The organism is Streptomyces scopuliridis RB72 (assembly GCF_000718095.1).
Lineage (GTDB): Bacteria > Actinomycetota > Actinomycetes > Streptomycetales > Streptomycetaceae > Streptomyces > Streptomyces scopuliridis.
Window position 1 is genome coordinate 370,554 of record NZ_JOEI01000018.1, and the last position, 10,976, is coordinate 381,529.

The 10,976-nt window shown below is 70.4% G+C and carries 13 protein-coding genes; 7 read left to right on the top strand and 6 right to left on the bottom strand.

From position 1 onward, the window contains the following. Nucleotides 1-13: 13 nt before the first annotated feature. The 3 genes from IF11_RS0124120 to IF11_RS0124130 all read right to left on the bottom strand — a co-directional run bounded on the left by IF11_RS0124120 (nt 14) and on the right by IF11_RS0124130 (nt 2,823). Entirely contained in the window at nt 14-757 is a 744-nt protein-coding gene (locus IF11_RS0124120) for a transglycosylase SLT domain-containing protein (protein ID WP_030353803.1), read from the bottom strand. A gap of 207 nt (nt 758-964) precedes the next feature. Continuing rightward, a complete protein-coding gene (locus IF11_RS36910) occupies nt 965-2,131 on the bottom strand; it encodes an S-adenosylmethionine:tRNA ribosyltransferase-isomerase (RefSeq protein ID WP_106979240.1) in 1,167 nt (388 codons plus the stop codon). Then, nucleotides 2,128-2,823 (bottom strand): SDR family NAD(P)-dependent oxidoreductase, encoded by a 696-nt coding sequence (locus tag IF11_RS0124130; protein WP_030353804.1) that lies wholly within the window; start codon nt 2,821-2,823, stop codon nt 2,128-2,130. The genes IF11_RS36910 and IF11_RS0124130 overlap by 4 nt, the downstream gene beginning before the upstream one ends. A gap of 208 nt (nt 2,824-3,031) precedes the next feature. On the opposite strand from IF11_RS0124130, the gene IF11_RS0124135 reads away from it, so the two are divergent. The 3 genes from IF11_RS0124135 (at nt 3,032) to IF11_RS0124145 (ending at nt 5,283) form a co-directional block, all read left to right on the top strand. Continuing rightward, nucleotides 3,032-4,177 (top strand): GAF domain-containing sensor histidine kinase, encoded by a 1,146-nt coding sequence (locus tag IF11_RS0124135; protein WP_030353805.1) that lies wholly within the window; start codon nt 3,032-3,034, stop codon nt 4,175-4,177. A gap of 43 nt (nt 4,178-4,220) precedes the next feature. Then, complete coding sequence (locus tag IF11_RS0124140; protein ID WP_030353806.1) at nt 4,221-4,868, top strand: response regulator; 648 nt, start codon at nt 4,221-4,223, stop codon at nt 4,866-4,868. Between the two features lie 166 nt (nt 4,869-5,034). Continuing rightward, on the top strand, nt 5,035-5,283 hold the full coding sequence (locus IF11_RS0124145) for a chaplin (protein WP_030353807.1): 249 nt from the start codon (nt 5,035-5,037) through the stop codon (nt 5,281-5,283). Nucleotides 5,284-5,425: 142 nt separating this feature from the next. On the opposite strand, the gene IF11_RS0124150 is transcribed toward IF11_RS0124145, so the two are convergent. Then, a complete protein-coding gene (locus IF11_RS0124150) occupies nt 5,426-6,223 on the bottom strand; it encodes a hypothetical protein (RefSeq protein ID WP_078490884.1) in 798 nt (265 codons plus the stop codon). A gap of 126 nt (nt 6,224-6,349) precedes the next feature. Here IF11_RS0124150 and IF11_RS0124155 point away from each other — a divergent pair, with 126 nt between their 5' ends. The 4 genes from IF11_RS0124155 to IF11_RS0124170 all read left to right on the top strand — a co-directional run bounded on the left by IF11_RS0124155 (nt 6,350) and on the right by IF11_RS0124170 (nt 9,508). Beyond that, a complete protein-coding gene (locus IF11_RS0124155; RefSeq protein ID WP_030353809.1) occupies nt 6,350-7,141 on the top strand; it encodes an ABC transporter ATP-binding protein in 792 nt (263 codons plus the stop codon). Nucleotides 7,142-7,220: 79 nt separating this feature from the next. Beyond that, nucleotides 7,221-7,649 (top strand): NfeD family protein, encoded by a 429-nt coding sequence (locus IF11_RS0124160; protein ID WP_030353810.1) that lies wholly within the window; start codon nt 7,221-7,223, stop codon nt 7,647-7,649. A 90-nt stretch (nt 7,650-7,739) separates the two neighbouring features. Further along, the gene (locus IF11_RS0124165) at nt 7,740-8,669 is read left to right on the top strand and encodes an SPFH domain-containing protein (RefSeq protein WP_030353811.1); all 930 of its coding nucleotides are present in this window, start codon (nt 7,740-7,742) and stop codon (nt 8,667-8,669) included. 62 nt (nt 8,670-8,731) lie between these two features. After that, on the top strand, nt 8,732-9,508 hold the full coding sequence (locus tag IF11_RS0124170; RefSeq protein WP_030353812.1) for a sulfite exporter TauE/SafE family protein: 777 nt from the start codon (nt 8,732-8,734) through the stop codon (nt 9,506-9,508). A gap of 91 nt (nt 9,509-9,599) precedes the next feature. Here the strand turns inward: IF11_RS0124170 and IF11_RS0124175 are convergent, their stop codons facing one another. Both IF11_RS0124175 and IF11_RS0124180 read right to left on the bottom strand, forming a co-directional pair. After that, complete coding sequence (locus tag IF11_RS0124175) at nt 9,600-10,112, bottom strand: HNH endonuclease (RefSeq protein ID WP_030353813.1); 513 nt, start codon at nt 10,110-10,112, stop codon at nt 9,600-9,602. 152 nt (nt 10,113-10,264) lie between these two features. Then, a complete protein-coding gene (locus tag IF11_RS0124180) occupies nt 10,265-10,804 on the bottom strand; it encodes a YbhB/YbcL family Raf kinase inhibitor-like protein (RefSeq protein ID WP_030353814.1) in 540 nt (179 codons plus the stop codon). Nucleotides 10,805-10,976 lie beyond the last annotated feature (172 nt).

The window sequence follows — 10,976 nt, forward strand, 5'->3', positions numbered from 1 at the left end:
GGCCCGGACGGGCTCAGTAGGCGCTGTTGACGTTGTCCATCGAGCCGTACTTGTCCGCGGCGTAGTTGGCCGCGGCCACGATGTTGGCGACCGGGTCGTAGATGTCGAACGGCGTGCCCTTGACGTGGTACGCCTTGAACGTCGGCGGGATGACCTGGAGCAGGCCCTTCGACGGGATGCCGTTCTGGGCGTTGATGTCCCAGAGGTTGATCGCCTTCGGGTTACCGCTGGACTCACGGAGAATGTTGCGGTGCAGACCCTCGTACGAGCCGGGGATCTTGTGCTTCTTCATGATGTCCAGCGACTCCCGGATCCAGCCGTCCAGGTTGTTCTTGTAGACGGGCTTACGGACGGTGGAGCGGTTGGCGGCTTCGTCGGCGCGCTTCTTCGCGTCGGCCTTCGCCTTCGCGACGGCCTTCTTCTCGGCCTCGGCCTTCTTCTGCGCGGCCGCTTCGGCCTTCGTCTTCTCCGACGCCGTCTTCTGGACCACGGCCTGGACCTTGGCCGCGGTGTCGGGGGCGCCGAACTGCTTGGCGATGATCGCGCTCACGGCGGGGGTCCGGCCGTTGTCCGTCGCCGACGTCGACACCGTGGAGGTGACGGGGGACTGGACGGGGGCCTGGGACTCGGCGGCGACAGCCGTGCCGGGAACCAGGGAGAACGTGACCGCGGCGACTCCGGCGGCGGCGACGCCGGCCATGGAAGTCTTCTGGGCCTTGTTCAGACGACTGAGACCAGGGGTGCGTGACGAGAACATAGAGACGAACCTCTTCGAGTAGCGGGAGTCGCGGAGGCCGGACGGCCAGCCTGCTCGGCGGCGACGTCGGCAATTCTTAGCGGTCGCAAAATGCTCTGGCAAAGGTGTGACGTACGACCCCGCATAGTGGAGCGGGGCGCCGCAAAGGCACCCCGCTCCCGGTTTGCTCCCGGTTTATCCCGAGCTCACACACCCCTTTTCTGTCGACTAGTGGAGTTCGTAAGTGATGTACGTCCTATGCCCGGGCTCACATCGAGCGCAGGGCAACCTGACTGGGTGTTGCTTCAGCAACGCAAACCGTGAACGGTCTCCTCCGGGAGGAAGATGGACGTCCCCGAACTCGTGCCAGAGGTAGAGCCCGTCCAGCGCCTCCTCGTATCCCCTGGCCAGAGCCGCCCGCCCGGCGATCGCCGCCAGCATCAGCAGATGCGAGGCCTCGGGCTCGTGCAGCCCGGTCAGCAGCCCGTCCACCACCCGCACCCCGCGCCGGGGCGTGATCACCAGATCCGTCCAGCCGGAGGCCGCCCGCACCACCCCGTCCGGCCCCGCAGCGGACTCCAGGGCCCGCACGGCCGTCGTCCCGACCGCGATGATCCTGCCCCTGTCCGCCGCCACCGCGTTCACCAGCTGGGCCGTGCTCCGCGGCACCTCGAAGCGCTCCGGGTACGGCGGCTCGTGCGCCTCCGCCGACGCCACCCCCGTATGCAGCGTGATCGGCGCGAACCGCACACCCCGGCTCTTCAGCTCCGCGACCAGCCGCGCCGTGAAGGGCCGCCCCGCACTCGGCATCTCCGCGGAGCCGGCGCCGTCGGGCGAGGGCCGCGCGAAGAGCGTCTGATACGCGGAGAGCGGCTGGTCCCGGTCCGTATACCCGTACCGGATCGGCCGGCCGTGGCGGCCCAGCAGCGCCGGTACGTCCGCGCACGAGACCCGCGTCCACCACAGCCGGGATCCCCCGGGGGCCAGTGGCGCGTCCAGTACGAGGTGCTCCCCGCCCGGCAGCCGGACCACCGCTCCCGCCGGGCCCCCGGCGCGTGGCAGCGTGGTCCCCGCGCCGCTGTCCCGCCGTGGCGTACGCAGCTCGACCGCCCACCGCCCGTCGTCACCCCGCGTCGAGAAGTGCACGACGACCGGTTCCCCGCCCGGATCGGGGCCCAGTCGCCCGCTGACGGCCGCCGGCAGCGTCGCCGACGTATTGACGACGAGCACGTCCCCGGCCCGCAGCTGCCCCGGCAGCTCCCGGAAGGCGTGGTGCGTGACGCTCGTCCCCCGGGAGACCAGCAGCCGTACGTCGTCCCTGCCCGACCCGCGCTGCTCCGCCGGGACCCGCGCCGACAGCTCCTCGGGCACCCGCAGCGCCGGCAGGACGCTCACTTCGGCTCCAGTAGCGAGGGGGCCGCGTACCGGCCGCTCACCGGGCGCCGCTCCAGCAGCCGCAGGAAGCCGGGGACCACCGACGCCGGCTCGGGGCGCGGGTCCGGGTCGTCCGGCACGGCCGCCGCGTACAGATCCGTCCCCATGTCGCCCGGATCCACCGTCCACACCCGCAGCTCCGGCTCCTCGACCGCGAGCACGGCGGCGAGATGGTCCAGCGCCGCCTTGGACGCGCCGTACCCGCCCCAGGTCTCGTACGCCTCGGCCGCCGCGTCGGAACTCACCGCGATCACCGCGCCCGCCGCACTGGCCCGCAGCAGCGGCAGCGCCTCCTGGACCAGCCCCAGCGCCGCCACCACATTGGTCTCCAGCGCCGTCCGCAGCCCGTCGAGCGGCAGCGCGTCCAGCCGTACGAGCGGCTCGGCGCCCAGCGCGCTGGCGTTGCTCACCACCAGATCGAGCGCCCCCAGCTCCGCCGCCGCGGCCACCAGCTCCGCGCGGTGCCCGGCGTCCGTGACATCCCCGGCGAACGCCGCCACCCGGGTCCCGTGCGTCCTGACCTCGGTGGCCGTCTCGTCCAGTACGCGCCCGGTCCTGGCGTCCAGCACCAGATCCCAGCCGCGCCGGGCCAGCGCGTCGGCCAGCGCGCGCCCCAGCCCCTTGGAAGCCCCTGTGATGATCGCTACCGGCATGATGTCCGCTCCTTCTCGCTCACGCGCCCGCTCCCGCCTGACGGGCCCAACGTAGGAAGGGGACGGCCCCGGACGCCTCGTACGCGGGCCCGGTCTCACCAGGGCACTTCGGCCTAGTTCCGGCGCCGGAGGACCTAGGCCATCGGCCCTGGCAGGAGCGGATCCCGGGGCCGATACGGTGCGCTCCGCCCGCCGGTACGGTGAAGCCATGAGCCACCGACCCCGCTCCGGCCTCGCCGCCGTGAGCACCGCACTCCTCGCGATGAGCAGGCATCTGGAGGTGCGCGACGTCCTCAAGACGATCGTCGTCTCGGCCCGCGAACTGCTCGACGCCGAGTACGCGGCGCTCGGTGTGCCGGACGATCACGGCGGCTTCGCCCAGTTCGTCGTGGACGGCGTCAGTGACGAGCAGTGGAAGGCCATCGGCCCGCTGCCGCGCCAGCACGGGATCCTCGCTGCGATGCTCCACGAGGAGAAGGCCGAGCGGCTCGCCGACGTACGCAAGGACCCGCGCTTCGAGGGCTGGCCCTCCGCCCACCCCGATATGTCGGACTTCCTGGGGCTGCCGGTCAGGGACGGCGACGAGACCATCGCCGCGCTCTTCCTCGCCAACAAGCGCTGTCCGAAACCGGACGGGGGCTGCGGATTCACCGAGGAGGACGAGGAACTCCTCTCGATCCTCGCCCAGCACGCCGCGATCGCCCTCACCAACGCCCGTCTGTACGAGCGCAGCCGCGAACTCACCATCGCCGAGGAGCGCTCGCGCCTCGCCCACGAACTCCACGACGCCGTCAGCCAGAAGCTCTTCTCGCTGCGGCTGACGGCCCAGGCGGCGGCGGCCCTGGTGGACCGCGATCCCGATCGGGCCAAGGGCGAGCTCCAGCAGGTCGCCGCGCTCGCCGCGGAGGCCGCGGACGAACTGCGCGCCGCGGTCGTCGAGCTGCGCCCCGCCGCCCTTGACGAGGACGGCCTGGTCAATACCCTCCGTACCCAGATCCAGGTCCTGGACCGGGCCCACTCCGCCCGGGTGACCTTCGACACCCGTGGGATGCGGGCGCTGCCCGCCGCCCAGGAGGAGGCGCTGCTGCGGGTGGCGCAGGAGGCGCTGCACAACGCGCTGCGCCACTCCGGCGGCGACCGCGTCGAGGTCACCCTCGCCCGCCGCGGCCAGGGCGCGGTCCTCGGCATCACCGACAACGGCACGGGCTTCGAACCCCGCGCGGTGCGCCGGGCCGGCCGCCATCTGGGGCTCGTCTCGATGCGCGACCGGGCGAGCGGCGTGGGCGGCAGACTCAGGGTGATATCGGCGCCCGGCCAGGGCACCACGATCGAGATGGAGGTGCCCGGTGGCTGAAAAGGAAAAGGGCGGCGCGGAGCGCTTCGTTGGAAGGGCGGTGGTGGGTGACGGGCGGGCTATCCGGGTCCTGCTGGTGGACGATCACCAGGTGGTCAGGCGCGGACTGCGGACGTTCCTGGAGATCCAGGACGACATCGAGGTCGTGGGCGAGGCGTCCGACGGCGCCGAGGGGATCGCCCGCGCCGAGGAACTCCGCCCCGATGTCGTGCTGATGGACATCAAGATGCCCGGCACCGACGGCATCGAGGCGCTGCGCAAGCTCCGTGAACTCGACAATCCGGCCAGGGTCCTGATCGTCACCAGCTTCACCGAACAGCGCACGGTGGTCCCCGCGCTGCGCGCCGGCGCCTCCGGTTACGTATACAAGGACGTCGATCCCGAGGCGCTGGCCGGCGCGATCCGTTCCGTACACGCCGGGCATGTGCTGCTCCAGCCGGAGGTCGCGGGCGCGCTGCTGGCCCAGGACGAGCCGGGCAGCGGCCAGGGCAGGGGCACATCACTCACCGACCGCGAGCGCGAGGTGCTCACTCTGATCGCCGACGGGCGCTCCAACCGGGAGATCGCCCGTGCGCTGGTGCTCTCCGAGAAGACCGTCAAGACGCATGTCTCGAACATCCTGATGAAGCTGGACCTCTCGGACCGTACGCAGGCGGCCCTGTGGGCCGTGCGACACGGGGTTACGGGCTGAGAAGGCATACGGCCCGCAGAATCGGACGATCGCACTCCGGTCTGAGTATTCATACCGTCGGGTGTATGTCACCCACACGGCGCATCCTGATCGTCTTTCGCGCGTTCTTCATGGCGTGCGGCGGCGTACCGCCGCTGTTGTTGATCACACGATTAAGGAACATCCCATGAAGGTTGCCAAGAAGGCCGCCCTGGTCATCGTCACCGCCGGTCTCGCGGCGGGTGCCACCGCCGGAGCCGCGTCCGCCACCGAGGGCGGCGCCCACGCCACCGGCGTGGCGCAGCACTCCCCGGGTGTCGGCTCCGGCAACGCGGTCCAGGTCCCGGTGCACATCCCGGTGAACCTCACCGGCAACACGGTGAACGTGATCGGCCTGCTGAACCCGGCGCTCGGCAACGCCTCGGTCAACCACTGACGCGTCGCGTCACGCGCCGCCGAGGCCCGGTGACCCCCTGGCGGGTGGGTTCCCCGGGCCTCGGCGGCCTTTTTCGTACGAGGACTCGCGTACGGCGTCGAGTGACCGCCCGTCCCGCCCGCGCACACGAAACCTCAGCGCCTCAGGAAACGGGCGGCATCCCCCGCTCCCGCTCCTCGACATACGCGTTGTACGACGCCACCAGCGCCCGCCGCGCACACCGCTCCACCGGCCGCAGCGCCTCGCCCCGCGCCGCCATCTCCGACGCGCTCACCGCGCCGCCGTGCCCGTGCTCGTACGCGAGCGAGACCAGCAGCCCGATCCGCTGCGCCAGTTCGAGCACCCGTACCGCCCGCGGCGGATAGCCGGGCGCCAGCACCTCGCGCCCCCGCTCCGACCGTGCCCGGTACGCGTCGAGCGCCGCCTCGGCCACCGGCCCCGACGCCGCCACATCCAGCCGCGAGAGCACCTCCGTCGCCTCCCGCAGCGCCTCGGCCAGTTCGCGTTCCGCCTCGCCGAGCGAGGGCACATCCGCCGGCGGTGCCTCCCGTACCGGCAGACAGTGCCAGAGGACCTCGACATGCTGGTCCCCGTCCGGGCCCGCCGCGGAGACCTCGGGGATCAGTCCGTACGGAGCCCCGGCGGCGATCACCGCCTCCTCGGCCTCCAGCGCGCGGGCATTGAACTCCGGCGGGCCGCTGAGCCCCAGCGGATGGCCCGGCGCCGGCAGCGCGATCCGGTACCCGGTCACCCCGAGCGCCCGCAGCCGGCCCAGCGCCAGCGTGAGCCCGACAGGACCGGCCTCACCGGGCAGTCCTTCCACCCGGTGTACGGCGTCGTCGCCGACCACGGCGAGCACGGCGTCGTCCGGCGATACAAACCCGGCCAACAGGGCATTTCCCCATGCGGCCAGCAGTCCTGAGCGTGGTTGCGAAAGCATGGCACCAGCGTAGGGAACGGACCTCACGGCCGGACCCCTCGACGGGTGGCGTAGGTTTTCCTTGGGGGCCGCGCCTACAGGCGCACCCGAAACCTCAAGACGATTGCATGGGGAGACAACGCGCTCATGAGCGATGTACTGGAGCTGGTGGACGTATCCGTGGTCCGCGACGGACGCGCTCTGGTGGACGATGTCTCCTGGTCGGTCAAGGAGGGAGAGCGCTGGGTGATCCTCGGCCCCAACGGTGCCGGCAAGACCACCCTGCTCAATCTCGCCTCCAGCTATCTCTTCCCGACCTCCGGCGCGGTACGGATCCTCGGCGAGCGGCTCGGCAAGGTCGATGTCTTCGACCTCCGCCCCCGGATCGGCATCGCGGGCATCGCCATGGCCGAGAAGCTGCCCAAGCGCCAGACGGTCCTTGAGACCGTCCTCACCGCCGCGTACGGCATGACCGCGACCTGGCACGAGGACTACGACGAGGTCGACGAGCAGCGCGCCCGCGCCTTCCTCGACCGCCTCGGCATGACCGAATACCTGGACCGCAAGTTCGGCACGCTCTCCGAGGGCGAGCGCAAGCGCACCCTGATCGCCCGCGCGATGATGACCGACCCCGAACTGCTGCTCCTGGACGAGCCCGCCGCCGGCCTCGACCTCGGCGGGCGCGAGGACCTGGTGCGCAGACTCGGCCGCCTCGCCCGCGATCCGTACGCCCCCTCCATGATCATGGTCACCCACCATGTCGAGGAGATCGCGCCGGGCTTCACCCATGTCCTCATGATCCGCCAGGGCAAGGTGCTCGCCGCCGGCCCCGTGGAGACCGAGCTCACCTCGCGCAACCTCTCGCACTGCTTCGGCCTCCCGCTCGTCATCGAGCGCAACGGCGACCGCTGGACCGCGCAGGGCCTGCCCCTCGGCTGACGTTCATCCGGTCAACGGCTGTCAGCTGACCGGATATCACCCCTGTCGGGACAGGGACCCGCGCCCCTACCATGACCATGTGGAAATCGACGCATGGGTGTGGTGGCTGATCGGCGCTGTCGGACTGGGCATTCCGCTCGTGATAACGGCGATGCCCGAATTCGGCATGTTCTCGGCCGGAGCGGTCGCCGGAGCCGTCACCGCGGCGCTCGGCGGCGGAGTCGTGGCCCAAGTCCTCGTATTCGTCGTGGTGTCCGTCGCCCTCGTCGCCGTCGTACGTCCCTACGCGGCCCGGCAGCGCGGCGCGAGCCCCGGCTCGGCCACCGGCATCGACGCGCTGAAAGGCCGTCAAGCCGTCGTGCTGGAACGGGTGGACGGCAGAGGTGGCCGGATCAAGCTGGCCGGTGAGGTCTGGTCGGCCCGCGCCTACGACGAGCGAGCCGCGTTCGAACCCGGTCAACAGGTCGATGTGGTCGAGATCGACGGAGCCACCGCCGTGGTGATGTGAGCCAACCCGGCCGAACGGTAAGCACATACGTCCGCGGTCTGAGAAACTGGATCATCAGAACATCCGGCAGCGAAGGGCCCGAGGAACGCGATGCCATCAATCATCATCGTCCTGGTCATCCTGGTGGTGCTTGTATTCATCGCCCTGATCAAGACGATCCAGGTCATCCCGCAGGCAAGCGCCGCCATCGTGGAGCGGTTCGGCCGCTACACACGAACTCTCAATGCGGGCCTGAACATTGTCGTCCCGTTCATCGACTCGATCCGTAACCGGATCGACCTCCGTGAACAGGTCGTCCCCTTCCCGCCCCAACCGGTGATCACCCAGGACAACCTGGTGGTCAACATCGACACCGTCATCTACTACCAGGTGACCGACGCCCGCGCCGCGACCTACGAAGTCGCCAGCTATATCCAGGCGATCGAGCAGCTCACTGTCACCACCCTGCGCAACATCATCGGTGGCATGGACCTGGAGCGGACCCTCACCTCCCGCGAGGAGATCAACGCGGCCCTGCGCGGCGTCCTCGACGAGGCCACCGGCAAGTGGGGCATCCGCGTCAACCGCGTCGAGCTGAAGGCGATCGAGCCGCCGACCTCCATCCAGGACTCGATGGAGAAGCAGATGCGCGCCGACCGTGACAAGCGCGCCGCGATCCTCACCGCGGAGGGCATCCGCCAGTCGCAGATCCTCACCGCCGAGGGCGAGAAGCAGTCCGCGATCCTGCGCGCCGAAGGTGAGGCCAAGGCCGCCGCCCTGCGCGCCGAGGGCGAGGCCCAGGCGATCCGTACGGTCTTCGAGTCGATCCACGCGGGCGACCCCGACCAGAAGCTGCTCGCGTACCAGTACCTCCAGATGCTCCCCAAGATCGCCGAAGGCGACGCCAACAAGCTCTGGATCGTGCCCAGCGAGATCGGCGACGCCCTCAAGGGGCTCAGCGGCGCCTTCGACAACCTGGGCGGTGGCATGCCGGGCTTCAACACCGGCAAGGAGCGCCGGCAGGACACCCCGCTGGACTGAGCGGTCCGCCCCTTCGTGCATGATCGGTGCATCCAGCACCGATCACCGAAGGGCAGCGCACCGTGACCTCCTGGGAGATGCTCGCCGTATTCGTCGCGGGCATCAGCGCCGGAACCATCAACACCATCGTCGGTTCCGGCACGTTGATCACCTTCCCCGTCCTGCTCGCGACGGGCCTCCCGCCGGTCACCGCCACCGTCTCCAACGCCCTTGGCCTGATACCCGGTTCCATCAGCGGAGCCATCGGCTACCGCGCGGAACTCACCGGCCAGCGCCGCCGCGTACTGCGCCTGAGCGTCGCCGCGCTGATCGGCGGGCTCGCCGGGGCCGGACTGCTGCTGACGCTGCCCTCGACGGCCTTCGAGACGATCGTGCCCGTCCTGGTCACCGTCGCCCTCGTCCTGGTGATCCTCCAGCCCAGGCTGGCCAGATCAGTCCAAGCCCGCCGTGCCCGGAAGGGCACCAGCGCCCGCCCCAACGGCGGCCCGCTCCTGTTCACCGGACTGCTGCTCGCCAGCGTCTACGGCGGCTACTTCACAGCGGCCCAGGGGATCATCTATCTCTCCCTGATGGGCATGCTGCTCGACGACACCCTGCAACGGCTGAACGCGGTGAAGAACATCCTCGCCGCCGTCGTCAACACCGTCGCCGCGCTCTTCTTCCTCTTCGTCGCGGAGTTCGACTGGACAGCGGTCGTCCTCATCGCCGTCGGCTCGGCGATCGGCGGCCAGCTCGGGGCCAAGGCCGGCCGCAAGCTGCCCCCCGCGGCGCTGCGCGGGCTGGTCGTGGCGGTCGGGGTGGTCGCCATCGTCCAGCTGCTGGTCCGCCGGTACGGCTGACGGGCGGCGCGGGGAGTACGGGCCGCCGACAGCCGGAAGCCCGCTCCTCATGGGGGAGCGGGCTCCTCTCGTACGCCTGACGCGTCACGCGTTACGCGGCGGACTGGACCGAGGCCAGCCAGTGCGGCAGCTCCGAACGCTCACCGGCCCGCAGGGACAGCAGCATCGCGTCCGCCGGGGACGGTACGAACGGCTGGTACAGCAGCGGCATCCCCGCCTGCTCCGGCGTACGGTCGGCCTTGCGGTGGTTGTCCTCGGCGCAGGAAGCGACCGTATTCAGCCAGCTGTCCGCACCACCCCGGGACCGCGGCACCACATGGTCCACCGTCGTCGCGCGCCTGCCGCAGTACGCGCACCGGTGCTGGTCCCGGACCAGTACCCCCCGCCTCGACCACGGAGCCTGTCTTCGGAACGGCACCCGTACATACCGGCAGAGCCTGATCACCCGCGGCACCGGCAGCTCCACCGCGGCCGCACGTACACGGAGATCGGGATGAGCGTGCTCGACAACGGCCTTGTCCTGCAGCACCAGCACCACCGCACGGTTGAGAGTCACCGTCGACAGCGGCTCGAAGCTCGCATTCAGTACCAGCGTGTCCCGCATCCCGCCCACCTCCCGTGTGCCGGCCCGAGCCCCATCGGGAGGCGTCGGGCCTGGATCAACTCTGGCCGGGCACGCCGAGAGGGACAACACAATAAAAAATGCCCTGCCCTGATCTCTCCAAGACCAGGGCAGGGCAAACAAAAGGCAAACGGTCAAAGGGCGGCCGGGGCGGCGTACTCGCCGATGAGCTGCGCACGTGCCAGCGTATGGAACCGCAAATTGAAGCCGACGACCGCGGGCGACGCGTCGCCGTCGGGCCCCAGCCGCTCACTGTCCACCGCGTACACCGTGAACACATAACGGTGCGCCGGATCCCCGGGCGGCGGCGCCGCGCCACCGAAGTCCCGCGACCCGTAGTCGTTGCGCGCCTGCACCGCGCCCTCGGGAAGCCCGTCGAACGCCCCGGTGCCCGCACCCACGGGAAGCTCCGTGACCGACGCCGGGATGTCGAAGACCACCCAGTGCCAGAATCCGCTGCCGGTCGGTGCGTCCGGATCGAAGCACGTCACGGCGAAGCTCCGGGTCTCCGCCGGGAAGCCCTCCCACCGCAGATGCGGCGAGGTGTTCCCGGCGGCGTGGACCTGGGCGTCCTTGAGCGTCGCTCCGGGCGCGATGTCCTCGCTCACCACGGTGAACGACGGCACCTGCGGATGGAAGTCATGAGGGAGCGGAGCCCTCTTGCCCTCGGTCACGTCTGAACCTCCGAATCGGCTGTCCTGCCTGGCTGCTCAACAGCCCGACAGCTCGGCTGCCTTGCGGGGCCGAGCCTAGTAGTGCTTGGTCAGGTTGGTGTTGCTGTGGGTATGTCGCGGTGGCAGGTGGGGCAGGCGCCGGTCCAGGTTGCGAGGAGGGTCTGTAGTTCGC

Excerpts from the sequence above, each read along its gene's own strand:
- IF11_RS0124120 (WP_030353803.1), bottom strand. The coding sequence starts at position 757 with ATGTTCTCGTCACGCACCCCTGGTCTCAGTCGTCTGAACAAGGCCCAG.
- IF11_RS0124130 (WP_030353804.1), bottom strand. The coding sequence starts at position 2,823 with ATGCCGGTAGCGATCATCACAGGGGCTTCCAAGGGGCTGGGGCGCGCG.
- IF11_RS0124135 (WP_030353805.1), top strand. The coding sequence starts at position 3,032 with ATGAGCCACCGACCCCGCTCCGGCCTCGCCGCCGTGAGCACCGCACTC.
- IF11_RS0124145 (WP_030353807.1), top strand. The coding sequence starts at position 5,035 with ATGAAGGTTGCCAAGAAGGCCGCCCTGGTCATCGTCACCGCCGGTCTC.
- IF11_RS0124150 (WP_078490884.1), bottom strand. The coding sequence starts at position 6,223 with ATGCTTTCGCAACCACGCTCAGGACTGCTGGCCGCATGGGGAAATGCC.
- IF11_RS0124155 (WP_030353809.1), top strand. The coding sequence starts at position 6,350 with ATGAGCGATGTACTGGAGCTGGTGGACGTATCCGTGGTCCGCGACGGA.
- IF11_RS0124165 (WP_030353811.1), top strand. The coding sequence starts at position 7,740 with ATGCCATCAATCATCATCGTCCTGGTCATCCTGGTGGTGCTTGTATTC.
- IF11_RS0124175 (WP_030353813.1), bottom strand. The coding sequence starts at position 10,112 with ATGCGGGACACGCTGGTACTGAATGCGAGCTTCGAGCCGCTGTCGACG.